The sequence below is a fragment of the Microbacterium sp. X-17 genome, assembly GCF_039615055.1.
Genome location: NZ_JBDHNI010000001.1, coordinates 1,405,644 through 1,430,829, shown reverse-complemented (window position 1 = coordinate 1,430,829; position 25,186 = coordinate 1,405,644). Strand labels below are relative to the sequence as shown.

25 protein-coding genes are annotated in these 25,186 nt (G+C 71.2%); 1 reads left to right on the top strand and 24 read right to left on the bottom strand.

The window, feature by feature from the left end; all coding sequences use genetic code 11:
• Positions 1-80 precede the first annotated feature (80 nt).
• From gmk to ABCS02_RS06870, 24 genes are all read right to left on the bottom strand, one after another.
• Complete coding sequence (gmk, locus tag ABCS02_RS06985; protein ID WP_345834862.1) at positions 81-1,013, bottom strand: guanylate kinase; 933 nt, start codon at positions 1,011-1,013, stop codon at positions 81-83.
• Positions 1,006-1,875 (bottom strand): orotidine-5'-phosphate decarboxylase, encoded by an 870-nt coding sequence (gene pyrF / locus ABCS02_RS06980; RefSeq protein ID WP_345834861.1) that lies wholly within the window; start codon positions 1,873-1,875, stop codon positions 1,006-1,008. The genes gmk and pyrF overlap by 8 nt, the downstream gene beginning before the upstream one ends.
• A complete protein-coding gene (carB, locus tag ABCS02_RS06975; protein WP_345834860.1) occupies positions 1,872-5,153 on the bottom strand; it encodes a carbamoyl-phosphate synthase large subunit in 3,282 nt (1,093 codons plus the stop codon). Before carB ends, pyrF begins: the two co-directional genes overlap by 4 nt.
• Positions 5,153-6,355, bottom strand: a complete 1,203-nt coding sequence (gene carA / locus ABCS02_RS06970; protein WP_345834859.1) for a glutamine-hydrolyzing carbamoyl-phosphate synthase small subunit — start codon at positions 6,353-6,355, stop codon at positions 5,153-5,155. Before carA ends, carB begins: the two co-directional genes overlap by 1 nt.
• Positions 6,321-6,863, bottom strand: a complete 543-nt coding sequence (locus ABCS02_RS06965; RefSeq protein ID WP_345834858.1) for a hypothetical protein — start codon at positions 6,861-6,863, stop codon at positions 6,321-6,323. The genes carA and ABCS02_RS06965 overlap by 35 nt, the downstream gene beginning before the upstream one ends.
• Entirely contained in the window at positions 6,856-8,169 is a 1,314-nt protein-coding gene (locus ABCS02_RS06960) for a dihydroorotase (RefSeq protein ID WP_345835189.1), read from the bottom strand. The genes ABCS02_RS06965 and ABCS02_RS06960 overlap by 8 nt, the downstream gene beginning before the upstream one ends.
• An 11-nt stretch (positions 8,170-8,180) precedes the next feature.
• On the bottom strand, positions 8,181-9,155 hold the full coding sequence (locus tag ABCS02_RS06955) for an aspartate carbamoyltransferase catalytic subunit (RefSeq protein WP_345834857.1): 975 nt from the start codon (positions 9,153-9,155) through the stop codon (positions 8,181-8,183).
• Complete coding sequence (gene pyrR / locus ABCS02_RS06950) at positions 9,152-9,703, bottom strand: bifunctional pyr operon transcriptional regulator/uracil phosphoribosyltransferase PyrR (protein WP_345834856.1); 552 nt, start codon at positions 9,701-9,703, stop codon at positions 9,152-9,154. The genes ABCS02_RS06955 and pyrR overlap by 4 nt, the downstream gene beginning before the upstream one ends.
• A gap of 77 nt (positions 9,704-9,780) precedes the next feature.
• The gene (locus ABCS02_RS06945; protein ID WP_345834855.1) at positions 9,781-10,497 is read right to left on the bottom strand and encodes a thioredoxin domain-containing protein; all 717 of its coding nucleotides are present in this window, start codon (positions 10,495-10,497) and stop codon (positions 9,781-9,783) included.
• Positions 10,494-10,916 carry a transcription antitermination factor NusB gene (gene nusB / locus ABCS02_RS06940; protein ID WP_208039424.1) on the bottom strand — a complete coding sequence of 141 codons (423 nt, stop codon included), beginning with the start codon at positions 10,914-10,916 and terminating at the stop codon, positions 10,494-10,496. The genes ABCS02_RS06945 and nusB overlap by 4 nt, the downstream gene beginning before the upstream one ends.
• Positions 10,916-11,479, bottom strand: coding sequence for an elongation factor P (efp, locus tag ABCS02_RS06935; protein ID WP_345834854.1), 564 nt, complete (start codon positions 11,477-11,479; stop codon positions 10,916-10,918). The genes nusB and efp overlap by 1 nt, the downstream gene beginning before the upstream one ends.
• Before the next feature lie 100 nt (positions 11,480-11,579).
• Entirely contained in the window at positions 11,580-12,017 is a 438-nt protein-coding gene (locus ABCS02_RS06930) for a type II 3-dehydroquinate dehydratase (protein WP_345834853.1), read from the bottom strand.
• 5 nt (positions 12,018-12,022) lie between these two features.
• Positions 12,023-12,412, bottom strand: coding sequence for a hypothetical protein (locus ABCS02_RS06925; protein ID WP_345834852.1), 390 nt, complete (start codon positions 12,410-12,412; stop codon positions 12,023-12,025).
• Positions 12,412-13,491 carry a 3-dehydroquinate synthase gene (aroB, locus tag ABCS02_RS06920; RefSeq protein ID WP_345834851.1) on the bottom strand — a complete coding sequence of 360 codons (1,080 nt, stop codon included), beginning with the start codon at positions 13,489-13,491 and terminating at the stop codon, positions 12,412-12,414. The genes ABCS02_RS06925 and aroB overlap by 1 nt, the downstream gene beginning before the upstream one ends.
• Positions 13,488-13,979 carry a shikimate kinase gene (locus ABCS02_RS06915; protein ID WP_345834850.1) on the bottom strand — a complete coding sequence of 164 codons (492 nt, stop codon included), beginning with the start codon at positions 13,977-13,979 and terminating at the stop codon, positions 13,488-13,490. The genes aroB and ABCS02_RS06915 overlap by 4 nt, the downstream gene beginning before the upstream one ends.
• A gap of 5 nt (positions 13,980-13,984) precedes the next feature.
• Entirely contained in the window at positions 13,985-15,193 is a 1,209-nt protein-coding gene (gene aroC, locus ABCS02_RS06910; RefSeq protein ID WP_345834849.1) for a chorismate synthase, read from the bottom strand.
• 64 nt (positions 15,194-15,257) lie between these two features.
• Positions 15,258-16,472: a shikimate dehydrogenase gene (locus ABCS02_RS06905; protein WP_345834848.1), complete on the bottom strand. Its 1,215-nt coding sequence runs from the start codon at positions 16,470-16,472 to the stop codon at positions 15,258-15,260.
• Positions 16,465-18,075 carry an endolytic transglycosylase MltG gene (gene mltG / locus ABCS02_RS06900; protein ID WP_345834847.1) on the bottom strand — a complete coding sequence of 537 codons (1,611 nt, stop codon included), beginning with the start codon at positions 18,073-18,075 and terminating at the stop codon, positions 16,465-16,467. Before mltG ends, ABCS02_RS06905 begins: the two co-directional genes overlap by 8 nt.
• 1 nt (position 18,076) lies before the next feature.
• Positions 18,077-18,544 (bottom strand): Holliday junction resolvase RuvX, encoded by a 468-nt coding sequence (gene ruvX, locus ABCS02_RS06895; protein ID WP_345834846.1) that lies wholly within the window; start codon positions 18,542-18,544, stop codon positions 18,077-18,079.
• 3 nt (positions 18,545-18,547) lie between these two features.
• Entirely contained in the window at positions 18,548-21,205 is a 2,658-nt protein-coding gene (gene alaS, locus ABCS02_RS06890) for an alanine--tRNA ligase (protein ID WP_345834845.1), read from the bottom strand.
• Between the two features lie 59 nt (positions 21,206-21,264).
• On the bottom strand, positions 21,265-21,456 hold the full coding sequence (locus ABCS02_RS06885; protein WP_345834844.1) for a hypothetical protein: 192 nt from the start codon (positions 21,454-21,456) through the stop codon (positions 21,265-21,267).
• A gap of 50 nt (positions 21,457-21,506) precedes the next feature.
• Positions 21,507-21,884 carry a DUF948 domain-containing protein gene (locus tag ABCS02_RS06880; protein ID WP_345834843.1) on the bottom strand — a complete coding sequence of 126 codons (378 nt, stop codon included), beginning with the start codon at positions 21,882-21,884 and terminating at the stop codon, positions 21,507-21,509.
• Between the two features lie 135 nt (positions 21,885-22,019).
• A complete protein-coding gene (rpsD, locus tag ABCS02_RS06875; RefSeq protein WP_343063666.1) occupies positions 22,020-22,646 on the bottom strand; it encodes a 30S ribosomal protein S4 in 627 nt (208 codons plus the stop codon).
• A 193-nt stretch (positions 22,647-22,839) separates the two neighbouring features.
• Positions 22,840-24,180, bottom strand: coding sequence for a replication-associated recombination protein A (locus ABCS02_RS06870; RefSeq protein ID WP_345834842.1), 1,341 nt, complete (start codon positions 24,178-24,180; stop codon positions 22,840-22,842).
• Between the two features lie 183 nt (positions 24,181-24,363).
• Here ABCS02_RS06870 and ABCS02_RS06865 point away from each other — a divergent pair, with 183 nt between their 5' ends.
• Positions 24,364-25,134 carry a peptidylprolyl isomerase gene (locus ABCS02_RS06865; protein WP_345834841.1) on the top strand — a complete coding sequence of 257 codons (771 nt, stop codon included), beginning with the start codon at positions 24,364-24,366 and terminating at the stop codon, positions 25,132-25,134.
• Positions 25,135-25,186 lie beyond the last annotated feature (52 nt).

Genomic DNA, 25,186 nt, shown 5'->3' with positions numbered 1-25,186 from the left:
TGTTGTGCTTCCGCGCCTCGCGGTGTCGAGACGTGGAGAAACTGCGGTAGAGCGCCGGTGCCGGCGCTAACGATTCCGATCTACGGGCGCGACGGCGCCGCGCGGACCTTCATCAAGTCTACGACCTCCCGGGCGGCCTCAGCGACCGTGTGGTTGACCACACGGTAGTCGAACTCGTCCTGGGCGGCCAGTTCCACCTTGGCGGTCTCCAGCCGGCGCTGCTGCTCGGCTGCCTCCTCGGTGCCGCGGCCGATCAGGCGCCTGACCAGCTCATCCCAGGTCGGCGGCAGCAGGAAGATGAGCCGCGCCTCGGGCATGGTCTCGCGCACCTGGCGGGCGCCCTGCAGGTCGATCTCCAGCAGCACGCTCCTGCCCTGCTCCAGCGCCGCCTCGATCGGACCGCGCGGCGTGCCGTAGCGGTAGGCGTTGTGCACGGTGGCGTGCTCCAGGAGCTCGCCCTGCTCGATCATCCGGTCGAACTCGGTGTCGTCGACGAAGTAGTAGTTCACGCCGTCGGCCTCCCCGGGCCGCGGCGCGCGCGTGGTCGCGGAGACCGACAGCAGCACCTCCGGGTAGTTCTCCCGGATGTAGGTGGAGACGGTGCCCTTGCCGACCGCGGTCGGCCCGGCCAGCACGACGAGCTGGTTGCGGCGCCGGCCGGCCTTGTTCTCGCGCTCGATCAGGAACTCGCGGAGCTTCAGCCGCTGGTGCCTGCCGAGGCCGCCGAGCCGCTTCGCGGGCGAGATGGCCAGGCGCTCCAGGGCGTCCTGCATCTTCGTCGTGCCGATCGCGGGCACGCTCAGCAGGAACTCGGTGACCCGCAGCCGGCCCTCCACGCCCTCGGGCGCGGCGGTCGCGTGGTCGAGGACGACCAGCGGCGAGACCTCGCGGGCGGCGATGGCGTTCTTGACGGCGGCTCGCGCGCGGCGAGCGGCGACGGCGGCGGCGGAGGCGGCAGTCCGGTCGACCTCCGGCGGCGCCGGGCGGCGGGAGGCGGTGGTCGGCTCAGCCATGACTGGCGCGCACCTCCTCGGCGCGACGGGAGACGGCCTCGGCCAACCCGTCGGGGCCGGCGGTCAGCAACCCGCGGGACTCGCTCACGATCACCCCGGGCGCGAACGCCCCGAAGAGCGCGCGCACGTCGGACACCCGCGCGCCCTGGTGGCCGAACCCGGGCGCGAGCACCGGGACGGTCGGTGCGACCGAGGTCGCGGTGTCGATCCCGTAGTCCCCCAGCGCGACGGTGGCGCCGAGCACCAGGCCGACCGTGCCGAACGGATGCGGAGGCTGCTCCTGGTTGAACGCGTGCACGTCTTCGATGATCGCACGGGCGACCGTCATCCCGGCACGGGGGCCGCCCTGGAGCACTGCCTGCTGACCCGCTGCCGCCTCCGGGTTGGAGGTCGCGGCGAGCACGAAGAGCCCCTTGTTGGTGAGTTCCGCCAGCTCCATCGATTCGGCCAGCGAACCGACGCCCTGGAACGCCGAGACCGTGAGAGCGTCGGACTCCAGCGGCGATCCGGGCACGAACCAGGACTCCGTGTACGCGGCGACGCTGGTGCCGATGTCACCGCGCTTGGCGTCGGCGATCACCAGCAGCCCGGCGGCGCGGGCGGTGGCGATCACCTCTTCGAGCGCGGCGTACCCCGCCGACCCGTAGAGCTCGAAGAACGCGACCTGCGGCTTGACGATCCCGACCCGGCCGATGGCGGCGTCGACCACGCGCAGCCCGAACTCCCTGGCACCCTCCGCAGTGAAGTCCAAGCCCCACTCCCCGAGGAGCGCCTGGTGCGGGTCGATGCCGACGCACAGGCGGCCGTGCGCGTCGAACGCCGCGGCCAGCCTGTCGCCGAACGACACCGAGGTCCCCGTCACGCGCGCTCGGCCCTCTGCAGCGCGTACTCCTGCAGCGACGTCACCTCGAAGCCCTCGCGCACCGCGTCGAGCGATGCGACAGCGGCGCTCAGCTCCGCGATGGTCGTGAACAGCGGCTTGTCGCCGGCCACCGCCGCCGCGCGGATCTCGTACCCGTCGGCGCGGGCGGAGCGGCCGCTCGGCGTGTTGATGACGACGTCCACCTCGTTGCGCGTGATGAGCCCGACGACCGAGTCCTCCTCCGGCGCCTCGCTGAACTTGCGCACGATCCGCGCCTCGATGCCGTTGCGGTTGAGCACCTCCGCGGTGCCCTCGGTGGCGACGATGTCGTAGCCGAGCTGCTTCAGCCGCAGCACCGGGAGGACGATCGCGCGCTTGTCGCGGTCGGACACCGAGACGAAGACCGTGCCCTCCAGCGGCATGCCGCCGTAGGCCGCGGCCTGGCTCTTGGCGAACGCGGTCGGGAAGTCGCGGTCGATGCCCATGACCTCGCCGGTCGAGCGCATCTCCGGTCCGAGCACCGAGTCCACGATCTTGCCCTCGCGGGTGCGGAACCGCTTGAACGGCAGCACCGCCTCCTTCACGGCGACGGGCGAGTCCATCGGGATGACCGAGCCGTCGGACTCCGGCAGCAGGCCCTCCTCGATCAGGCCGGTGACGGTGTCGCCGACCATGATCCGCGAGGCGGCCTTGGCGAGCGGGATGCCGAGCGCTTTGGAGACGAACGGGACCGTCCGCGACGCCCGCGGGTTGGCTTCCAGCACGTAGAGCACGCCGGCGCCGATCGCGAACTGCACGTTCAGCAGCCCGCGGACGCCGATGCCTTCGGCGATCTTCAGCGTCGCCTCGCGCACCCGGTCGATCTCGCGGCGGCCCAGCGTGATCGGCGGGAGGGTGCAGCTGGAGTCGCCCGAGTGGATGCCGGCCTCCTCGATGTGCTCCATGACGCCGCCGATGTAGAGCCGCTCGCCGTCGTACAGCGCGTCGACATCGATCTCGATCGCGTCGTCCAGGAACCGGTCGACCAGCAGCGGGTGCGCCGGCCCGACGATGCCCTGACCCGCGACCCGCTCGAAGTAGTCCGCGAGCGAGGCGGTGTCGTAGACGATCTCCATGCCGCGGCCGCCGAGCACGAAGCTGGGGCGGACGAGCACCGGGTAGCCGATCTGCTCCGCGGCGTGCGCGGCGCTCGGGAAGTCGATCGCCGTGCCGTTGCGCGGGGCCAGCAGCCCGGCGTTCTCCAGGATGCCGGCGAACAGGCCGCGCTCCTCCGCCAGGTCGATGGCCTCCGGCGTGGTGCCGAGGATCGGGACGCCCGCCGCCTCCAGGCCCTTGGCGAGGCCGAGGGCGGTCTGGCCGCCGAGCTGCACGACGACGCCGACCAGCTCGCCGGTCTGCGACTCGGCGTGGATGACCTCCAGCACGTCCTCCAGCGTCAGCGGCTCGAAGTACAGGCGGTCGGAGGTGTCGTAGTCGGTCGAGACCGTCTCCGGGTTGCAGTTGATCATGATCGTCTCAAACCCGGCGTCGTGCAGCGCGAAGGACGCGTGCACGCAGGAGTAGTCGAACTCGACGCCCTGGCCGATGCGGTTCGGGCCGGAGCCGAGGATGACGACCTTGCGGGTGTCGCTCGGGGCGACCTCCGTCTCCTCGTCGTAGCTGGAGTAGTGGTACGGCGTCAGCGCGGGGAACTCGCCCGCGCAGGTGTCCACCGTCTTGTAGACCGGGCGGACGCCGAGGATGTGCCGCACCTCGCGCACGTCGGCCTCGCCGAAGCCGCGCAGCTCGCCGATCTGGGCGTCCGAGAAGCCGTGGTCCTTCGCGTAGCGGAGGGTGTCGGTGTCGAGCGTCTCGGCGTCGCGCAGCTGCTCGGCGACCTCGTTGATCAGGACGATCTGGTCGATGAACCAGGGGTCGATCTTGGTGGCCTCGAAGACCTGCTCGGGCGTCGCGCCCAGGCGCAGGGCCTGCTGCACGTCCACGATCCGGCCGTCGGTCGGGGTCGCAATCGACTCCAGCAGCTCCTCGACGGTGCGGGACTCCGCGCCCCAGTGGAACGACGAGCCGCGCTTCTCCAGCGAGCGGAGCGCCTTCTGCAGAGCGCTCGTGAAGCTGCGGCCGATCGCCATCGCCTCGCCCACCGACTTCATGGTGGTGGTCAGCGTCGGGTCGGCGGCCGGGAACTTCTCGAACGCGAACCGAGGCACCTTGACCACGACGTAGTCGAGCGTCGGCTCGAAGCTCGCCGGGGTCACCCTGGTGATGTCGTTGGGGATCTCGTCCAGCCGGTAGCCGATGGCGAGCTTCGCGGCGATCTTCGCGATCGGGAAGCCGGTGGCCTTGGACGCGAGCGCCGACGAGCGGGAGACGCGCGGGTTCATCTCGATGACGATGATCCGGCCGTTCTCCGGGTTCACCGCGAACTGGATGTTGCAGCCGCCGGTGTCGACGCCCACCGCGCGGATGATGTCGATGCCGATGTCCCGCAGCTTCTGGTACTCGCGGTCGGTCAGCGTCAGCGCGGGAGCGACCGTGATCGAGTCGCCGGTGTGCACGCCGACCGGGTCGACGTTCTCGATCGAGCAGACGACCACCGTGTTGTCGGAGGTGTCGCGCATCAGCTCGAGCTCGTACTCCTTCCAGCCGAGGATGGACTCCTCCAGGAGCACCTCGCTGGTCGGGCTCTGGTGGATGCCGTCGCCGGCGATGCGGCGCAGGTCCTCCGGCGTGTACGCGAAGCCCGAGCCGAGGCCGCCCATCGTGAACGAGGGACGGACGACGAGCGGGTAGCCGAGGTCCTCGGCGAACTCCAGCGCCTCCTCGACGGTGTGCGCGATGTGCGAGCGCGCCACCTCGGCGCCGGCCTCGACCACGAGCTCCTTGAAGATCTGGCGGTCCTCGCCCTTCTGGATCGCCTCGAACTTGGCGCCGATCAGCTCGACGCCGTACTTCTCCAGGATGCCGTGCTCGTGGAGCTGCATTGCAGCGTTGAGCGCGGTCTGGCCGCCGAGGGTCGGCAGGATCGCGTCCGGCTTCTCCTTGGCGATGATGGTCTCGATGACCTCCCAGGTGATCGGCTCGACGTAGGTGGCGTCGGCGAAGTCCGGGTCGGTCATGATCGTGGCCGGGTTGGAGTTGACCAGGATGACGCGCACGCCCTCCTGCTTGAGCACGCGGCACGCCTGGGTGCCGGAGTAGTCGAACTCGCAGGCCTGGCCGATGACGATCGGGCCGGACCCGATGACCAGGACGGAGTGGATGTCGTCGCGTTTGGGCATCAGTCGGTGCCTTCCTGGGTCTCGTCGGTCGAGCCGGCCTCGCGCTTCTCGATCATCTCGATGAACCGGTCGAACAGATAGTTGGCGTCGTGCGGGCCGGCCGCGGCCTCCGGGTGATACTGGACGCTGAACGCGTCGATGTCGAGGCAGTTGAGGCCCTCCACGACGTTGTCGTTGAGGCTGAAGTGGCTGACCTCCACCGTGCCGAAGCCGGCCGGCGAGTCGAAGGTCGCGTCGATCGGCGCCTTGACCGCGAAGCCGTGGTTCTGCGCGGTGATCTCCACCCGTCCGGTGCGCTTGTCGAGCACCGGCTGGTTGATCCCGCGGTGGCCGAACGGCAGCTTGTAGGTGGTGAGGCCGAGCGCGCGGCCGAGGAGCTGGTTGCCGAAGCAGATGCCGAAGTAGGGCAGACCGGCGCGCAGCGTCTCCTGGAGGAGCGCGACGTGCTTGTCGGAGGCCTGCGGGTCGCCCGGGCCGTTCGAGAAGAACAGCGCGGACGGGTTCAGGCTCAGCACGTGCTCGGCGGTGACCTGCTGCGGGAGGACGTGGACGTCGAGCCCGCGCGCGGCGAGGTTGTCGAGCGTGGACTTCTTGACGCCCAGGTCGAGGACCGCGACCGAGCCGACGCGCTCGCCGACCGCGGGAACCGTGTACGGCTCGACCGTGGAGACCTCGGCCGACAGGTTGCGGCCGGACATCTTCGCGCCGGAGAGCACGAGCTCCAGCTGCTCGGAGTCGCTCAGCCCGAAGTCGTCGCCGGAGAAGATCCCGGCGCGCATCGCGCCCGCCGAGCGGATGTGGCGGGTGACGGCGCGCGTGTCGATGCCGCTGATGCCGACGACGCCCTGCTCCACGAGGTCGTCGTCGAGGCTGCGCTGGGCACGGAAATTGGACACGACCCGGCTGGGCTCGCGGACGACGAAGCCGTCCACCCAGATCCGGCGGGACTCCATGTCCTCGTCGTTCGTGCCGGTGTTGCCGATGTGCGGCGCCGTCATCAGGACGATCTGGCCCGCGTACGACGGGTCGGTGAGGGTCTCCTGGTAGCCGGTCATGCCGGTGGCGAAGACCGCCTCCCCGAGCGTCCGCCCGCGGGACCCGTAGGCCCGGCCCACGTAGCGCTTCCCGTCTTCGAGGACGAGCACGGCAGGTTCTGCTGCGGCCACGTCACACCTCCCAATCTTCGGGGTTAGTACTGTCATTGGTCTCTGCGGGCGTGCCGCCCGGGAGGATGTCTTCGACGGCCGCGGTCAGCAGACCGCGCCCGGCCGGGTCCACGACCCGGAAGTAGCTGTCGGCGGACGCGCCGCCGCTGGTGGTCCAGCCGAGCCGGAGCAGGCCGTCCCGCTCCACGACCCGGTCGATGGTGACCGTCGCCGCGCCGACGCCGGTGAGCGCCGTCGCCGGGATGAACACGGGCGGCTCCCCCGTGACGCGCAGTTGCACGCCGTCCCCGGAGACCTCCACGGTGCCCCGGCCGCGGTACGACAGCCCGGGCAGCGCCAGCCGCTCCAGCGGCTCGCCGGCCTTGGTCGTGGCGACGTAGAGCACCTCGGAGGAGGCCGTCACGGCCGCCACGGTCTCCGGCGCCGGGTAGCCGCCGCCCGCGGGGGCGTCGCGCCGGACGCGACGGCGCCAGCCGACCAGCGCGAGGGCGAGCACGACGATGACGACGAGGAGGATGCCGATGGCCGGCAGGAGCTTATCCACGGGCGGCCTCCAGCTCCTCGACCACGGTGCCGTCGAGCACGGTCGCGTAGCCGCGGTGGAAGGTCGCCACCACCCGGCCCGGCAGCGTCATCGACAGGTAGGGCGAGTTGACGCCCTTGCCCGCGAGGTCGCCGGTCGAGAACTCGCGCGAGGCGGCCGGGTCGTAGAGGAACAGCTCGGCCGGCGCACCGGTCTCCAGCGGGAGGCCGTGGCCGTCCAGCCGGCCGATCCTGGCCGGGGTGGCGGACAGCACGCGGGCGATGTCGGTCCAGCCGAGGAGGCCGTTGTCGACCACCGAGGCCTGCACGACCGAGAGCGCGGACTCCAGCCCGACCATCCCGAACGCGGCGGCGTCCCACTCGCAGTCCTTCGACTCGACGGGGTGCGGCGCGTGGTCGGTCGCGACGATGTCGATCGTCCCGTCCGCCAGTCCCGCGCGCAGCGCCTCCACGTCCTCCGCACGGCGCAGCGGCGGGTTGACCTTGTAGCGGGCGTCGTAGCCGGAGGCCAGCTCCTCGGTCAGCAGCAGGTGGTGCGGCGTCACCTCGGCCGTGACGTCCACGCCCCGGGCCTTGGCCCAGCGGATGACGTCCACCGAGCCGGCGGTCGACACGTGGCAAACGTGCAGGCGTGAGCCGACGTGCTCGGCGAGGAGCACGTCGCGGGCGATGATCGACTCCTCGGCGACGGCCGGCCAGCCGGTCAGGCCCAGCTCGCCGGACAGCGCTCCCTCGTTCATCTGGGCGCCCTCGGTGAGCCGCGGCTCCTGCGCGTGCTGCGCGATCACGCCGCCGAACGCCTTGACGTACTCCAGCGCCCGGCGCATCAGCAGCGGGTCGGAGACGCACTTGCCGTCGTCGGAGAAGACCCGGACCCTGGCGCGGGAGTCGGCCATCGCGCCGAGCTCGGCCAGCCGCTCCCCCGCGAGCCCGACCGTGACGGCGCCGATCGGCTGGACGGTCGCGTAGCCCGCGGCCTCGCCGAGCCGGAGCACCTGCTCCACGACGCCCGCGGTGTCGGCGACCGGGGAGGTGTTCGCCATCGGGAAGACCGCGGTGAAGCCTCCCGCCGCGGCGGCGCGCGTGCCGGTCAGGACCGTCTCGCTCTGCTCGTAGCCGGGCTCGCGCAGGTGCGTGTGCAGGTCGACCAGACCCGGGAGGGCGATCAGGCCGTCCGCGTCGATCACGGTCGCGCCCGCGTCGCCCGCGGCGCTGCCGGTCGCGGCGATCCGGCCGTCGGAGAGCAGGAGGTCGGTTCGCGTGCCGTCGGCCAGAGTCGCGCCGCGGATCAGGTACTTCTGGGTCATCACGCTCTCACTCATCGCACACCGTCATTCGTCTGCTGGTCATCCCTGTCGCCACCGGAGAGCAGCAGATACAGTGCCGCCATTCGCACGGACACGCCGTTGGCGACCTGCTCCCGCACCGTCGACCGCGGCGAGTCGGCGGCGGCCGCCGAGATCTCCAGCCCGCGGTTCATCGGTCCCGGGTGCATCACAATGCTATCGGCCCCGAGCCGGCCCAGCCGTTCGTCGTCCAGCCCCCAGCGCCGCGCGTACTCGCGCTCGGAGGGGAAGTAGGCCGCGTGCATCCGCTCGCCCTGGATGCGCAGCATCATCACGACGTCCGGCCCGGCGTCGATCGCCGCGTCCAGGTCGTAGCCGATCGCAGCCGGCCAGCTCGACACGTCGACCGGCAGCAGCGTAGGCGGCGCGACCAGCGTCACCTGCGCGCCGAGGGTCTGGAGCAGCCAGACGTTGGAGCGGGCGACCCGGGAGTGCAGGATGTCGCCGACGATCGTCACGCTCACGCCGTCGAGGTCGCGCCCGCGCGACGCCTGTCCGTGCAGCCGGCGCCGCATCGTGAAGGCGTCGAGGAGCGCCTGGGTCGGGTGCTCGTGGGTGCCGTCGCCGGCGTTGAGCACTCCCGCGTCGATCCAGCCGCTGGTCGCGAGCGTCTGCGGCGCCCCGGATGCGCTGTGCCGCACGACGACCGCGTCCGCGCCCATCGCCGCGAGCGTCTGCGCGGTGTCCTTCAGGCTCTCGCCCTTGGAGACGCTGGAGCCCTTGGCGGAGAAGTTGATCACGTCCGCCGAGAGCCGCTTCGCCGCCGCCTCGAACGAGATGCGGGTGCGGGTGGAGTCCTCGAAGAAGAGGTTGACGACCGTCTTGCCACGCAGGGTCGGCAGCTTTTTGACCTCGCGCTCCTGCACGTCGGCCATGTCCTCCGCGACGTCGAGCAGGGTGATCGCGTCGTCCCGCGAGAGCGTCTTGGTGCTGAGCAGGTGCCTCATGCCCCGGCCTCCTCGATCGTCACCGACTCCTCGCCGTCGACCTCGTCCAGCCGCACGAAGATGCGCTCGGAGGCCGCCGACGGCAGGTTCTTGCCGACGAAGTCCGCCCGGATCGGCAGCTCGCGGTGCCCGCGGTCGACCAGGACGGCGAGCCGGACGGCCCGCGGCCGACCGAGGTCGCTGAGCGCGTCGAGCGCGGCGCGGATCGTGCGGCCCGAGAAGAGCACATCGTCCACCAGGACGACGGTCCGCCCGTCGATCGACCCCGGCAGCGAGGTCGGCTGCGGCGCCCGGGTGGGATGCCGGGACAGGTCGTCGCGGTACATCGTCACGTCGAGGGCGCCGACGATGTCGTCGGGCGACGCGACCGAGTCCGGCTCGATCCGCTGGATGTTCGCGGCGATCCGCCGGGCGAGGACGACGCCGCGCGTCGGGATGCCCAGGATCACCAGGTCGTTCGTTCCCCGGTTGGACTCCAGGATCTCGTGGGAGATCCGAGTCAACGCCCGGGCGATGTCAGCCTGTTGCAGCACGGTGCGCGCTGTCATGCCGACCTCCTTCCCCGCCTCACAGGACGGCTATTAAAGGATGCCAATTGGATCGAGCCTAGCAGGGACTCCGGCGCTCACCGACCGAGGAAGCTCGCGAACTCCTTCTCGTCGCTGATCGAGCCGGTGTACTGCTTGCCATTCACGAGCACCGTCGGCGTGCCCTGGATATTGTCCAGGACCTTCTTCCCGTCGACCTTTATCGGCCCTGACTGCGACTGCGCTGTGTTCGCCTGCGCCCACGCCTGGTACGGCCCGCTGCGGTCGAGGCAGCCCGAGATGTCGGTGATGCCGTGGTCCGTCGCGAGCTTCGCGAGCTGCTTGTCGGTCAGGCCGCTGGAGTTCTCCTCCGGCTGGTCCGCGAACAGTGCTTGGTAGTACTCCAGCGTGCGCTCCGGGTCGTGCACGGCGACGCAGACCAGCGCCGCCGACGCCCGGGTGGAGTACCCGGTGCCGTTGGACGCGCGGTCCAGGAAGGTCAGCGGGTGCAGGCGGAGCGTGATCGAGCCGTCCTTCACCGCGTTCGCCAGCGTCGTGCCGTTCGACTTCTCGAACGCGCCGCAGACCGGGCACATCGGGTCGAACCACAGGTCGACCTTCTTCGGGCCGGAGCCGGCGGACACGTAGCCGCCGTCGAAGTTCGCGGCGCCGTCGGTGCCCGTGGCGGGCTTCGCCGTCGCGACCGGAACGTTCGAGTTGCCGCCGAGCAGCGAGCAGGACGCGACGCCCGCGGTCACCGCGACCGCGAGCACGGTGGCGGCGACGATCCGGCGGAGCCGGCGCGGCGCGGTCATGCGCGCTGCGGGCGGTTCTGCGCGATCTTCGCGAGCAGGCCGTTCACGAAGCCGGCCGAGTCGTCCGTCGAGAGCACGGTCGCCGCCTCGACGGCCTCCGAGATGGCGACGCCGTCCGGCACCTCGTCGTTGAACAGCAGCTCCCACACGCCGATGCGCAGGATGGCGCGGTCCACGGCGGGCATGCGCGCCAGGGTCCAGCCCTGGGCGTACGTCTCGATCTGCTCGTCGATCTCGTCCTGGTGGTCGATCACGCCGTCCACGATCTCGCGCGCGTACAGCCAGGAGGCCTCACGCGTCGGCTCGTTGGCCGCGCGCTCCGCCTCCGCCGCCAGCGCCTGCGGCAGGGTCAGCTGCCGCAGGTCGGCGCTGAACAGCACATCGAGGGCGCGCTTGCGCGCCTTGGTCCGGGCGCTCACTAGTCGTTGACGCGGCCGAGGTAGTCGCCGGTGCGGGTGTCGACCTTGACCTTGGTGCCGGTCTCCAGGAACAGCGGGACCTGGATCTGGTAGCCGGTCTCCACGGTCGCGGGCTTGGTGCCGCCGGTGGAGCGGTCGCCCTGCAGGCCCGGCTCGGTGTAGGTGATCTCCAGCACGACGGAGGCCGGGAGCTCCACGTAGAGCGGCGAGCCCTCGTGCAGCGCGACGGTCACGTTCTGGTTCTCCAGCATGAAGTTGGCGGCGTCCGCGACGACCGGGCCGGGGATGGTGAGCTGGTCGTAGTCGCTGGTGTCCATGAAGACGAAGTCGGCGCCATCCTGGTACAGGTACTGGTACTCGCGGCGGTCGACGTTGGTGATCTCGATCTTCGCGCCCGCGTTGTAGGTGCGGTCGACGGTCTTGCCGGTCGTGACGTTCTTCAGCTTCGTGCGGACGAACGCTCCACCCTTGCCCGGCTTGACGTGCTGGAACTCGATGACGCTCCAGAGCTGTCCGTCGATGTTGAGGACGATGCCGTTCTTGATGTCAGCGGTCGATGCCATGCGGGAGTTCCATTCGGTTTGCGGAAGTTTCGGGTGGAATCGGCGCCCCTCGCCGTCCACGACAGGCCCCGGCGTACGGAGCCCCAGAAGATTCTAGACGTCAGCGCGCGTTTCGGCGAATGAACGCCAGCGCGAGACGGTACGACTCGAAGCCGAACCCGGCGATCACGCCGGTGGAGACGGCGCTGATGACGCTGGTGTGCCGGAACTCCTCGCGCGCGTGCGGGTTCGACAGGTGCACCTCCACGACGGTGCCCCCGGCCTTCGTCACGAGCGAGACGGCGTCCCGCAGCGCGTACGAGTAATGCGTCCACGCCCCGGCGTTGAGGATGACCGGAGCGCCGGAGTCGGCGGCCTCGTGCAGCCAGCGCAGCAGCTCGCCCTCGACGTCGGTCTGACGGAGGTCGATGTCCAGTTCCGCGGCGTCCGCGGCCAGTTGGGCGCGGAGGTCGGCGAGCGTCCCCGCGCCGTACACGTCCGGCTCGCGGGTGCCGAGCCGGCCGAGGTTGGGACCGTTCAGGACGAGGACGGAAGTCATGCCGCTCACCCTACCGGCGCCTCGCCGTCCGCGAGCGGACGGACGCGCACCGCCGACCAGACATCGTCGACGGCCACGTTGCTGATCGGCCGCCAGCCGAACGCGCCGGCCTCCCGGATGAAGGTGTCGCGGTTGAAGTCGGCCCTGCCGCCCTTCGGGTACAGGAACCAGACGGCGCGGGCGCGGGAGAGCGCGGGCAGCTCGGTGCGGAACTGCGACATCAGCTCGTCGCGCGTGCGCACGAACGTCACGGAGACGGCGGCCTCCTCCGGCGCCACCTCGGTCACGCCGTCCCGCAGAGCGCCGATCACCGCGCGCTCCTCCGCGCCGGCGCCCACGAGGCTCAGGGCGTCGCCCTCCTTGAGGAGCAGCTTCTGCGCGATCGTCTTGGCCATCAGGATCCCACCTCCTGGTAGGCGGCGAACAGCAGGCTCTGGTCGGGACCGGCGAGCACGGTCGGCCGGCCGATGTCGTCCAGCACGATGAACCGGAGCAGGCTGCCGCGCGCCTTCTTGTCGCGCTGCATGCTCGCCAGCAGCGTCTGCCAGCGGCCGAGCGGGTAGCTGATCGGGAGGGTGAGCGACTCCAGGATGCGGCGGTGCCGGTCCACGGCCTCGTCGCTCAGGCGCCCGCTCAGCCGGCCGAGCTCGGCGGCGTACACCATGCCGACGGAGACGGCCGCGCCGTGCCGCCACTGGTAGCGTTCGGCGTGCTCGATCGCGTGGCCCAGCGTGTGGCCGTAGTTGAGGATCTCGCGCAGGCCCTGCTCGGTGAAGTCCTCGCCGACCACCCGCGCCTTGATGCCGATCGACAGCTCGACCAGGCGGCGGAACTCCGGCGACTCCGGGTCGGTGGCGACGTCGACGTCCCGCTCGATGATGTCCAGGATCTCCGGCTCGGCGATGAAGCCGTACTTGACGATCTCGGCGAAGCCCGCGAGCAGCTCGTTCCGGCCGAGGGAGGTGAGCGTGTCGAGGTCGCAGACCACCGCGGTCGGCGCGTAGAAGGCGCCAACGAGGTTCTTGCCCTCTGCGGTGTTGATGCCGGTCTTGCCGCCCACCGCCGCGTCGACCATCCCGAGCACGGTCGTGGGCACCTGGATCAGCTTCACGCCGCGCAGCCAGGTCGCGGCGACGAAGCCGGCCAGGTCGGTGACGGCGCCGCCGCCGAAGCCGATCACCGCGTCCGAGCGGGTGAAGTCGGCCTGGCCCATGATCCCCCAGAGGAAGGAGGCGACCTCGACGCGCTTGGCGGCCTCCGCGTCCGGGACCTCGGCGAGCAGCACCTCGTACGGCCCGAGCAGCGACTCCCGCAGCTCGGCCGCCGCGGCGCCGAGCGTCGGCGGGTGGACGACGAGCACCTTGCTCACCCCGGTGCCGAGGTGCGCGGCGAGGTCGAACCGGAGGCCGCGGCCGATGACGACCGGGTACTGCTCGGACCCGGCGACGAGGATCTCGGTGGGCTGGTCGGTCATTTCTCTCCTTCTTCCACCCAGCGCGCGATCTCCTCCACGATGGTCTCGATCGGCCGGGTGGACGTGTCCGCGGTGTAGTCCGCGAGCGACTGGTACAGCGGGGTGCGGGCCTCGACGAGCCGCGTCCACGACTCCAGGTCGGTGACCAGCGGGCGCTTGCGGTTGGTGATCCGGGCGGCGATGGCCTCGGGCCGCACGGTCAGCAGGACGACGCGGGTCGCGGCCAGGTCGGCCTGCGTGTCCGGGTCGAGCACCGCTCCCCCGCCCAGCGAGACGATGCCGGGCCGGGCGACGGCCTCCGCGACCGCGGCGCGCTCCAGCGCGCGGAAGTACGGCTCGCCGTGCTCCGCGAAGATCTCCGCGATGGCGCCGTGCCCGGCGACCACGACCGCGTCGGTGTCCACGAACGGGAGGCCGAGCCGCTTGGCCAGGCGCTTGCCCAGCCGGGTCTTGCCCGCCGCCGGCGGGCCGATCAGGACGATCGTCACGGTGCTCAGGCGTAGGGCGCGCTGGCGCGCTCCGTCGCCAGGTTCTGCGGGATGGCGTCGAGGTAGCCGTGGAGGTTGCGCGCCGTCTCGGTGACGGAGTCGCCGCCGAACTTCTCCAGCATCGCGTTCGCGAGCACCAGCGCGACCATCGCCTCCGCGACCACGCCGGCCGCGGGGACCGCACAGACGTCGGAGCGCTGGTGGTGTGCAGGGGCGGCCTCGCTCGTGGCGATGTCGATGGTGCGCAGCGCGTGCGGGACGGTCGCGATCGGCTTCATGCCCGCGCGCACGCGCAGCACGCCGCCGGTGCTCATGCCGCCCTCGGTGCCGCCGGCCTTGTCGCTGGTGCGCTGGATGGCGCCCTCCTCGGCCACGAGCTCGTCGTGCGCCTGCGAGCCGCGGCGGGTGGTCGTCAGGAAGCCGTCGCCGACCTCCACGCCCTTGATCGCCTGGATGCCCATGAGCGCGGCCGCGAGCTGCGCGTCGAGGCGGCGGTCCCAGTGCACGTGCGAGCCGAGCCCCGGCGGCAGGCCGTAGGCGAGCACCTCCACGACACCGCCGAGGGTGTCGCCCTCCTTGTGGGCGTCGTCCACCTCGGCGACCATCCGCTCGGAGGTGGCCGGGTCGAAGCAGCGCAGCGGGTCGGCGTCGAGCGTCGCGACGTCGGCGGGCGTGGGCAGCACGGCGTCCTCCGGAACCCGGACCGGGCCGATCGACAGCGTGTGGCTGACCAGTGTGACGCCGAGCTCGGCGAGGAACGAGCGCGCGACGGCGCCGAGCGCGACGCGGGCCGCGGTCTCCCGGGCGCTCGCGCGCTCCAGGACCGGACGGGCCTCGTCGAAGCCGTACTTCTGCATGCCGACGAGGTCGGCGTGGCCAGGGCGGGGACGCGTCAGCGCGGCGCCGCGGCCGGTGGCGAGCTTCTCCGGGTCGACCGGCTCCGGGCTCATCACGTCGACCCACTTGGGCCACTCGGTGTTGCCGATGCGCAGCGCGATCGGGCTGCCGAGGCTCAGACCGTGGCGGACGCCGCCGGAGACCTCCAGCGCGTCCTGCTCGAACTTCATCCGCGCGCCGCGGCCATAGCCCAGCTTGCGGCGGGCGAGATCGGCGCGGACGGCGTCCAGGGAGACGGGGACCCCCGCGGGGAGCCCCTCCAGGACGGCGATGAGTTCGGGGCCGTGGGATTCCCCGGCCGTGAGCCAACGAAGCATGCTTCGATTCTGGCACAGCGGCAAGGGGCCTCCTCCCGGCGTTACGGCCGGCGGCGGCCTCCGGCTACTCCGATTCGCCCTCCACGGAGCCGTCACCCACCGGCGACCCCTCCGCGTCGATGCCGACCGCCGCGAGCATGGCCTCCAGCACGCCCTCCTCGTCCGGCAGCGGCTGCAGCACGTCGCCGGAGACGAAGATGCGCACCTGCAGCAGCGCCTGCTGCGCGAGCATGGCGAGCCCCGAGACGACCCGGCCGCCGACGGCCTGCCAGGCGGTCGCGAGCACGCTCGGCCACGGGTCGTAGGCGACGTCGAGCAGCACGGCCGCGCGGCGCGTCGAGTCGGTGTAGATCGCCTCGGTGGAGGCGCCGCCCGGCAGCGTGCTGATCACGAGCTGCGGCACGTCCAGCGACCGGTCGGCCTGCGCGAACGACCGGATGCGGATCATCAGCCCGAGCTGGTGGGCCAGCGGCTCCAGCCACACGCTCTTCTGCAGGTCACGCACGTGGACGTCGACCCGCTCTGCGCCGAGCTCGGCCGCGGCGACCAGCGCGGAGGCGGCGGTCGCTCCCCCGCCCAGGACGTGCACGTAGCGCGCCTCCTGGAGGCCGGCGGCGGACAGCGCCCGGACGATGCCCGCGACGTCGGTGTTGAAGCCGCTGATGTCATCGCCGTCCAGCAGGACGGTGTTGGCCACGCCGGTCTGGTCCGCGACCCGGTCGGTCTCGGTCAGCAGCGGGATGACGGACTGCTTGAGCGGCATGGTCAGCGACAGGCCGCGCCACTCCTCGCCCAGGCCGTCGAGGAAGGCGGACAGGCCGGCCTCGCTGACGTCCAGCTGGTCGTAGGACCAGTCCAGGCCGAGCGCGGCGTAGGCGGCACGGTGCAGGGCGGGCGACTTCGAGTGGCCGATCGGCGAGCCGAGGACGGCGAGGCGACGGGAGGCGGTGGGGGTGGCAGCAGGCTCCTCCTGCGCGGGCTCCTCCTGCGCGGGTTCCTCCTGCGCAGGCTCCTCCTCCGCAGACGGCTCGTCCGCGGGCTCCTCGTCCTCCAGCGGCTCCTCCTCGTCGGCGGCCCGCTCGGCCTCCGCGATCGCCGCCTCCTCGGCCTCTGCCTCGCGCTCAGCCTCCACCAGCTCCGCGATCAGCTCCTCGGCGGACGCCTCCGACACCCCGTTCTCGACGGCGTCGAGCGACTCCTCCGCAGTCTCGGCCTTCGCCGGCTTCGATCGAGGCGCGCGCGACTTCGCGGCGGGCCGGGGCTTCGGTGCGTCACTCATAGCCGGGGTTGTCCTTCATCCATTGCTGCCATTTCGCGACCGCCGCTTCGTGCTCCGCCTGGGTCGTCGAAAAGATCGTCTCGCCGGTCTTGAGGTTCCAGGTCACGAAGTACATCCACGTCCCGTCCGCCGGGTGGGTCACCGCGTTGAGCGCGAGGTCGCCCGGGTTCGAGATCGGGCCGACCGGAAGGCCGGCGTGCACGTAGGTGTTGTACGGGTTGGCCGCGTCCGCACGCTCGGCGTCGGTGGTCGTGACCCGGTCGGTGTGCCCGGTGCCGTACGCGACGGTCGCGTCGGACTGCAGGTCCCAGCCCTGCGCGAGCCGGTTGAGGAACACGCGCGCGACCTTCGGGTAGTCGTCCTTCAGGCCCGCCTCGCGCTGCACGATCGAGGCGAGGATCACGTCGTTCCAACGGTCGGCGACCGGCACGCCCGCCTGGTCGAGCGCCTGGAAGGACCGGTCGACCATCGTCTTGATCGCATCGTGCGCGGTGATGCCCGGCGGGAAGGTGTAGGTCGCCGGGAACAGGAAGCCCTCCAGCGTCTTCGCCTGGGCCGGCAGCCCGAAGTCGGCCGGGTTGGCGGCGGCCTGCTGCAACTGGGCGAGCGGGATCTTCGTGGCGGTCGCCACGGTCTGCAGCGCGTCCTTCTCCGCCGTGCCCTCGGGGATCACGGCGGTGTTCTGCAACCGGGAGGACGGGTCCTGCAGCGCCGCGAGGGCGGCCTTCGCGCTCATCTGCTTCGCCAGCTTGAAGACGCCGGGCTGCCAGACGATCTGCGGCTCCTGATGCAGCAGCAGCGAGTAGAACGCGGTGTAGCTCTTGGTCACGCCCGCCTTCTGCAGGTTGGTCGCGATCGCGCTGCCGTCGTCGCCCGACTTGATCGTGAACGTCACCGAGCCGGTGCCGTTGCCCGTGTAGTCGTTGTTCTGCGGCATGACCTTCGCCACGAGCGCGGCGACCTGCGGCTGGAACGCCATGAAGCCTCCGGCCGCGAGCCCGCCGAGGACCAGGATGACGACCAGCGTGATGACGAGCCGCTTCAGCCAGCGCCGCTTGCGCTTGGGCGGCTCGTGCGAGAAGTAGTTCTGCTGGCGCCACGCGAGGGGCGAGTCGCCGCGTCCACCGCCGGACGCGTCCGGGCTGTCGGCGCTGTCATCGGCCAGCGACGCGAAGATCGCGTGCGCCGAGTCGTCGAACCGGCCGTGGTCGCCTGCCGCCGCGCCGTGGGCGGCCTCGTGGCGGGCGGACGCGCCGACCGGCTCCCGCTCCGAGCGCGCGGCGTCGACCGGCACGGGACCGGTCACGACAGAGTCGAAGTCCAGCCCGTCCAGGGTCTCGCGGTTCGACGAGGTCTCGGCGGGAGGCGGCGTCCACGGCCCGGGGGTCTGCGGATTGCGGGTGTCGACGACCGACGCCGGCAGGTCCGCGGGAGGCTGCTGAGCCTGCGCCTGCTGCGGGGCCGGCGCCTGCTGCTGGGCCTGCGCAGCCTGGGCCTCCTCGGCCTCCCTGGCCTGGCGCGCCTCGCGCCGGGTCAGCGGCTGCTGCCGGTTCACGGCGGGGAAGACGGGGGGCTCCGGCTTCTCCTGCGGGTTCTGGGACAAACTATGGTCCAATGCTCGGTTCGACGGGGTGGCCCGGCGGACGGCCTGAAGCGCGCTCCGCGTCGAGGGCGTGCTGCAAAATTATCGTGGCGGCCACCTGATCCACCACCGGACGCGCGCTTTTCGAGTTCTTGCCCGACGCCCGGAGCGCCGAGTGGGCCGAGACGGTCGAGAGCCGTTCGTCCACCAATCGCACCGGGACGTCCACCTGGGCGTCGAGCGCTTCCGCGAAGGCGACGGCATCCGCCGTCGACGCGGTGTGCGCACCCGAGAGCGCCAGAGGCAACCCGACGATAATCTCGAAAACTCCGAGTTCGGTCACAATCTCCGCGATCCGGCGCCGATCCGCAGCATCCTCGGAGCGTGCGACCGTCTCCACCGGGGTCGCCAGCATCCCGTGGAGGTCGGACCGGCTCACGCCGATCCGCACCTTCCCGACGTCGATGCCGAGCCGCACGCCGCTGCGCACGCGCTAGCCGATCGCCGAGACCACCGCGGACAGCGCGGCCGGGATCGCCTCGGCGTCCGTGCCGCCGCCCTGGGCGAGGTCGGCCTTGCCGCCGCCCCCTCCGCCGAGCACGCCGGACGCCGTCTTCGCGAGCGCTCCCGCGTTCACGCCGGCGTCCCGCGCGGCCTGGTTGGTCGCCACGATCACGACGGGCTTGCCTGCCGCGCGCGCCGCGAGCGCGACGGCCGCCGCGTCCGAGCCGAGCCGCTCGCGGACGGTCGTCGCCAGCAGGCGGAGGTCGTCGGCGGAGTTGAGGGTGCCCGCATCCTCCGCGACCACGGTCACCGCGCCGCGACGGGTGGCGGAGTCCAGCAGGGCCGGCACCTTGTCGAGCACCGCGCGGGCCTCGAACGCCTGGATGCGCTTCTCGGCCGCCTTGAGGTTCGCCATCAGGTCGGCGATCTTCTCGGGCAGCTGCTCGCGCGGCGTCTTGAGCGCGCCGGAGAGCTGGGACACGATGGTGCGCTCGACCGCGAGGTCCTGGAAGGCCTCCAGGCCGACCAGCGACTCGACACGGCGGTTCGTGGAGCCGACGGACGACTCGCTGACCAGGTTGATCATGCCGATCTCCGCGCTCGTCGCCACGTGCGTGCCCGCGCAGAGCTCGCGCGACCACGGGCCGCCGATGTCGACCACGCGCACGACGTCGCCGTACTTCTCGCCGAACAGCGCCATCGCGCCGAGCGCCTTGGCCTCCGCCAGCGGCAGCTCGCGCGTCGTCACCTGCAGGTTGTCGCGGATCGCGTTGTTGGAGATCTCCTCGATCTCGCTGCGGGTCTCCGGGGACAGCGCCTGGTTCCAGGAGAAGTCGAGGCGCAGGTAGCCGGCCTTGTTGAACGAGCCGGACTGGTGCGCGTTGGGGCCGAGCACCTGGCGCAGCGCCGCGTGGATGATGTGCGTGCCGGAGTGCGCCTGCTTGGCCCCGCGCCGGTACTCCGCGTCCACGAGGCTGGTCGCCGGAGCGCCGACGCCGACCTCGCCGCTGCGGACGAGCACGTTGTGGCTGATCAGGCCCTTCACGGGCTTCTGCACGTCGAGGACGTCGAGCTCGTAGCCCGGGCCGACGATGGTGCCCGCGTCGGCGTCCTGACCGCCGGACTCCGCGTAGAGGGAGGTCGCACCGAGGATGATCTCAGCGACCTGGCCCTCGCGCGCCACGTTCACGGACTGGCCGTCGACGATGAGGCCGAGCACGCTCGACTCCGTCTCCAGGTCGGTGTACCCGGTGAAGACCGTCTCGCCCTGCGCGCGGAACGCGCTGTAGACCGACAGGTCGGCCAGCGCGGTCTTCTTCGCCTTGGCGTCCGCCTTCGCGCGGGCGCGCTGGTCGGCCATGAGCGTGTCGAACGCGGCGCGGTCGACGCTGAGGCCGGCCTCCTCCGCCATCTCCAGGGTCAGGTCGATCGGGAAGCCGTAGGTGTCGTGCAGGAGGAACGCGGTGTCGCCCGCGAGCTGGTCGTTGCCCGAGCCCTTGGTGTTCGCGACGGCCGTGTCGAGGATGCTCGTGCCGGACGCGAGGGTGCGCAGGAAGGTCTCCTCCTCCGCGTAGGCGAGCTGCGACGTGCGCGCGAACTCGGCCTCCACCTCGGGGTACGCCGCCTTCATGGCGTCGCGGGAGGCGGGGAAGAGCTCGGGGAACGTCGCGGTCTCCACGCCCAGCAGGCGCATCGCGCGCACCGTGCGCCGCAGCAGGCGGCGCAGCACGTAGCCGCGGCCCTCGTTGGACGGCGTCACGCCGTCGGTCATCAGCATGAGCGCGCTGCGGACGTGGTCGGCGACCACGCGCAGGCGGACGTCGTCCTCGAGCGCCTCGTTTCCGTACGGCTTGCCGGCCAGCTCCGCCGCGCGGTCGAGGACCGGGCGCACCTGGTCGATCTCGTACATGTTGTCGACGCCCTGCTTGATGAACGCGACGCGCTCGAGGCCCAGGCCGGTGTCGATGTTCTTCTTCGGCAGGTCGCCGAGGATCTCGAAGTCCTTTTTGCCGGCGCCCTCGCCGCGCAGGTACTGCATGAAGACGAGGTTCCAGATCTCGACGTAGCGGTCGTCGTCCGTCGCCGGGCCGCCGTCGATGCCGTACGCGGGGCCGCGGTCGAAGAAGATCTCCGAGCAGGGGCCCGCGGGGCCGGGCTGGCCGGTCGACCAGTAGTTGGTGTCCTTGCCGAGGCCCTGGATGCGCTCGGCGGGGAGGCCGGCGACGCGGGTCCAGATCTCGCGGGCCTCGTCGTCCTCCTCGTACACGGTGACCCACAGGTCCTTCGGGTCGAAGCCGAGGCCGCCCTCGTCCTCGGACAGGGTGAGGAGGTCCCAGGCGAACGTGATCGCCTGCTCCTTGAAGTAGTCGCCGAACGAGAAGTTGCCGCACATCTGGAAGAACGTGCCGTGCCGCGGGGTCTTGCCGACCTCCTCGATGTCCAGCGTGCGGATGCACTTCTGGACGCTGGTCGCGCGCGGGAACGGCGCGGGGACGACGCCCGTCAGATACGGGACGAACGGCACCATCCCGGCCACCGTGAACAGCAGCGACGGGTCGTCGCTGACGAGCGAGGCGGACGGGACGACGGTGTGACCGCGCGTGGCGAAGAAGTCGAGCCAGCGGCGGTGGATTTCAGCAGTCTGCATGGTTTCCGGTCGATCGAGTGTGGAGCGGGGAGACGAGTGTCGGAAGAGGCGTGGGGAGGTCAGTCGCCGTCGATGGCCGAGCGGAGCTCCGCCTCACGCTGACGGTAGCCGTCCGAGACGGCCTCGCCGAAGTCGCGCGCCTTCTTGTCGAGCGTGCCGAAGAACTCGCGACCCTTGGGGGTCTCGTTGACCTTGTGGGCGACGACGAAGCCGACGGCCACGCCGATCAGGAGCCACAGGAAACTCTTCATTGCCGGATCTTCCCTCCCTGGTTGCGCGCGCTCAGCGCACTCGCGCAAGTCTAGTCCGCCTGGCGCCGGGAACGCCGGGAGGCCCCGGGCACCCGGAGGGCGGCGCGGACGGCGGCGCTGAAGCCCGCCAACTTGATCAGCGGACCGCCGACCGTGGCGGCGAACAGCGCCACCAGCGCGGACACGTTGCCCGTGACGTCCGCGACGTTCTTGGTGATCGTGTCGACCCGCGCGAGCTGCTTGTTCGTCTCCTGCAGTGTGGTCGCCGTCTCCTCCAGGATCGGCGTGATGCCGTCGCTGGCCTCCTTGATGGCGTCGCGCGTGGAGTCGAGCACACGGCCGAGCTTCAGCAGCGGAACGGCGATGAATCCGACCAGGACGGCGAACACGGCCGCCGCGATCAGTCCTGCGATGTCGCCTCCGGACATGACGGCCCCCTCCATTCCGTGACGGGCATACGACCCCCAGCGTACGGGAAACCGGTGCCGGATGGACCCGGGAGAACGAGAAACGGGGCCGCGGCCGAAGCCGCGACCCCGTTCTGCGGGAGTCTGTCGCTCGCCTTAGCGGGCGGCGTAGTACTCGACGACGAGCTGCACGTCACACGTGACGGGGACCTCGGCGCGCTTCGGGCGACGCACGAGGCGGGCCTGGAGCTTGTCGATCTCGACATCGAGGTAGGCCGGAACCTTGGGCAGGACGTCGACGTGACCGCCGGCGGCCGCGACCTGGAAGGGCTCGGTGCCCTCGGAGCGGGCCTTGACGTGGATGAGCTGACCCGGCTTCACGCGGAAGGACGGGCGGTCGACGATCTTGCCGTCGACGAGGATGTGGCGGTGAACCACGAACTGGCGGGCCTGCGAGATGGTGCGGGCGAAGCCGGCGCGGAGCACCAGGGCGTCGAGGCGCATCTCGAGGAGCTCGACCAGGTTCTCACCGGTCAGGCCCTGCGTGCGGCGGGCCTCTTCGAACGCGATGCGGATCTGCTTCTCGAGGATGCCGTACTGGGCGCGCAGACGCTGCTTCTCGCGCAGACGAACGGCGTAGTCGGAGTCGGCCTTGCGCTTGGTGCGGCCGTGCTCACCGGGAGCGTACGGGCGCTTCTCCATGTAGCGGGCCGCCTTCGGGGTCAGGGCGATGCCCAGGGCGCGCGACTCGCGGGTCTTGCTGCGGGAACGTGAAGACACGATTTCCTTTCGGTTTTCTCTCTACGAATGTTGGTCGCAGGGCGCTCAGGGGCGCACTGCGCAGGGTCTTTCACCTGCAAGAGAGAGGGATTGACGCCAGGGACGCCCGGCTAAAGGGCCTGTCCCGTCGAAAGCGTGTCCCGGGCAGCCGCACCCTGAACACGCTTCTAGGCCAGACGATTCTAGCAGACCGCGGTCAGCGTCCGCGCACGATGCGGCGCAGCTTCGCCAGGCGCGCGGCGACGTCCCGCTCGTTGCCGTGCTCGGTCGGCGCGTAGTAGGTGGTGTCGGCCAGTTCGTCGGGCAGGTACTGCTGCTGCAGCACGCCGAGCGCGTCGTCGTGCGGGTACTTGTAGCCCTTGCCGTGACCGAGCCGCTTGGCGCCGGGATAGTGCGCGTCGCGGAGGTGCTTGGGCACCCTCCCGATCTTGCCGGCACGCACGTCGGCAATGGCCGCGTCGAGCGCCATGTACGCGGCGTTCGACTTGGGGGCGGTGGCGAGGTGGACGACGGCCTGCGCGAGCGGGATACGTCCCTCCGGCATGCCGATGTACTGCACCGCGTCGGCAGCGGCGATCGCGACGACGAGGGCCTGCGGGTCCGCCATCCCGATGTCCTCCGACGCCGAGACGATGATTCTGCGGGCGATGAATCGCGGGTCCTCCCCCGCCTCGATCATCCGCGCCAGGTAGTGCAGCGCGGCGTCGACGTCCGACCCGCGGACCGACTTGATGAAGGCGCTGATGACGTCGTAGTGCTCGTCGCCGTTGCGGTCGTAGCGCAGCAGGGCGCGGTCGACCGCCTGCGCCACCAGCTCGGCGGTGATGACCGGCTTCTTCTTCGAGGTCGCGGGCGTCACCGACGCGGCGGTGACCGACGCGGCCTCCAGCGCGGTGAGCGCCCGCCTGGCGTCGCCGGACGCGAGCCGGATGAGGGCGGCGCGCGCCTCGTCGTCCACCGTGTACTGGCCGCCGAGCCCACGGTCGTCGGACACCGCCCGGTCGACGACGACGCCGAGGTCCTCGTCGCTCAGCGTCTCCAGCGTGAGCAGGAGCGAGCGCGACAGCAGCGGGGAGATGACGGAGAACGACGGGTTCTCGGTGGTGGCGGCGACCAGGATGACCCAGCCGTTCTCGACGCCGGGCAGGAGGGCGTCCTGCTGCGCCTTGGTGAAGCGGTGGATCTCGTCCAGGAAGAGGACGGTCGAGACGCCGTAGAGGTCGCGGGTGGAGAGCGCCTCGTCCATCACCAGGCGCACGTCCTTCACGCCTGCGGTAACAGCGGACAGCTCCACGAAGCGCCGGCCGGACGAGTGCGCGATGGCCTGCGCCAGCGTGGTCTTGCCGGTGCCGGGAGGACCCCACAGGATGACCGAGACGGAGCCGGACTGCCCGTCCTTGTCGGAGGCCAGCGCGACCAGCGGCGACCCGGGACGCAGCAGATGGCGCTGCCCGGCGACTTCGTCAAGCGACTTCGGCCGCATGCGCACGGCGAGAGGCGTCGCTCCCGTCCGGAGCCCAGGTTGCACGTCGACCACCCGACAAGAGTAGTCGCCGCCACCGACATCGGTGTCCGTCCCGGCGGGGCCGCCACCGGCGCGTGGGTTTGGGCGCTCATAGCCGCGCCGGATAGGGTTCGTGCAGCATCCATCCCGCCGCGCGGCATCCCGTCGGCGCGGTGGCATCAATCCCCCGCTCGACGGCGCCCCCGGAGGACAGACGTGGCACCCAGCAAGCAGAACGACCGCGACGCGCGACAGGCTCGCGAGCGCCTCCGCGCCTACCAGGCGCGGCAGACGGTGCACGAGGAGAAGGTCAAGCGCCGCAAGCGGGACAACTGGGTCGCCGGGATCGCCGTGCTCGTGATCGTCCTGCTCGCGGTCGGCACGCAGCTCCTCTTCTTCGCGAAGCCGTCCGCCACGAGCGCGTCCGCGTCGCCGTCGCCCTCCTCGTCCGCCGTGGCCGGCGTGCCGTCCAAGAGCATCGCCGAGGGCCGCACCTGGACGGGCGACCTCACGATCAACGGCATCAAGCTCGGCGTCTCGCTCGACGGCGCCGCCGCGCCGCAGGCGGTCTCCTCGACCATCTCGCTGGCACAGAAGAAGTTCTACGACGGGCTCACCTGCCACCGCCTCACCAACGGCGGCTTCTACGTGCTGCAGTGCGGCGACCCGAACGGCGACGGCAGCGGAGGCCCCGGCTACTCCTACGGCCCCATCGAGAACGCGCCGAAGGACGACAAGTACCCGGCAGGCACCATCGCGATGGCGCGCCAGAGCGGCAACGCGAACAGCCAGGGCAGCCAGTTCTTCATCGTCTACAAGGACACCACCATCCCGTCCGACTCCGCCGGCGGCTACACCGTCATCGGGAAGATCACCAGCGGTCTGCCCACCCTGATCAGCGACGTCACCGATAAGGGCGTCCAGGGCGGCAGCACCGACGGCAAGCCCGCCGTCGCGACGAAGATCGACAGCTTCACGCTGCAGTGATCCCGGCGTGTGCAATAGGCTGATTCCCAACGTGGCACCGCAAGCAAGGTGA

What these genes read in the sequence shown, in the direction of transcription:
- gmk (WP_345834862.1), bottom strand. Translation starts at nt 1,013, where the DNA reads ATGGCTGAGCCGACCACCGCCTCCCGCCGCCCGGCGCCGCCGGAGGTC.
- carB (WP_345834860.1), bottom strand. Translation starts at nt 5,153, where the DNA reads ATGCCCAAACGCGACGACATCCACTCCGTCCTGGTCATCGGGTCCGGC.
- carA (WP_345834859.1), bottom strand. Translation starts at nt 6,355, where the DNA reads ATGACAGTACTAACCCCGAAGATTGGGAGGTGTGACGTGGCCGCAGCA.
- ABCS02_RS06960 (WP_345835189.1), bottom strand. Translation starts at nt 8,169, where the DNA reads ATGACCCAGAAGTACCTGATCCGCGGCGCGACTCTGGCCGACGGCACG.
- ABCS02_RS06955 (WP_345834857.1), bottom strand. Translation starts at nt 9,155, where the DNA reads ATGAGGCACCTGCTCAGCACCAAGACGCTCTCGCGGGACGACGCGATC.
- pyrR (WP_345834856.1), bottom strand. Translation starts at nt 9,703, where the DNA reads ATGACAGCGCGCACCGTGCTGCAACAGGCTGACATCGCCCGGGCGTTG.
- ABCS02_RS06945 (WP_345834855.1), bottom strand. Translation starts at nt 10,497, where the DNA reads ATGACCGCGCCGCGCCGGCTCCGCCGGATCGTCGCCGCCACCGTGCTC.
- efp (WP_345834854.1), bottom strand. Translation starts at nt 11,479, where the DNA reads ATGGCATCGACCGCTGACATCAAGAACGGCATCGTCCTCAACATCGAC.
- ABCS02_RS06930 (WP_345834853.1), bottom strand. Translation starts at nt 12,017, where the DNA reads ATGACTTCCGTCCTCGTCCTGAACGGTCCCAACCTCGGCCGGCTCGGC.
- ABCS02_RS06925 (WP_345834852.1), bottom strand. Translation starts at nt 12,412, where the DNA reads ATGGCCAAGACGATCGCGCAGAAGCTGCTCCTCAAGGAGGGCGACGCC.
- aroB (WP_345834851.1), bottom strand. Translation starts at nt 13,491, where the DNA reads ATGACCGACCAGCCCACCGAGATCCTCGTCGCCGGGTCCGAGCAGTAC.
- aroC (WP_345834849.1), bottom strand. Translation starts at nt 15,193, where the DNA reads ATGCTTCGTTGGCTCACGGCCGGGGAATCCCACGGCCCCGAACTCATC.
- ABCS02_RS06905 (WP_345834848.1), bottom strand. Translation starts at nt 16,472, where the DNA reads ATGAGTGACGCACCGAAGCCCCGGCCCGCCGCGAAGTCGCGCGCGCCT.
- alaS (WP_345834845.1), bottom strand. Translation starts at nt 21,205, where the DNA reads ATGCAGACTGCTGAAATCCACCGCCGCTGGCTCGACTTCTTCGCCACG.
- ABCS02_RS06885 (WP_345834844.1), bottom strand. Translation starts at nt 21,456, where the DNA reads ATGAAGAGTTTCCTGTGGCTCCTGATCGGCGTGGCCGTCGGCTTCGTC.
- ABCS02_RS06880 (WP_345834843.1), bottom strand. Translation starts at nt 21,884, where the DNA reads ATGTCCGGAGGCGACATCGCAGGACTGATCGCGGCGGCCGTGTTCGCC.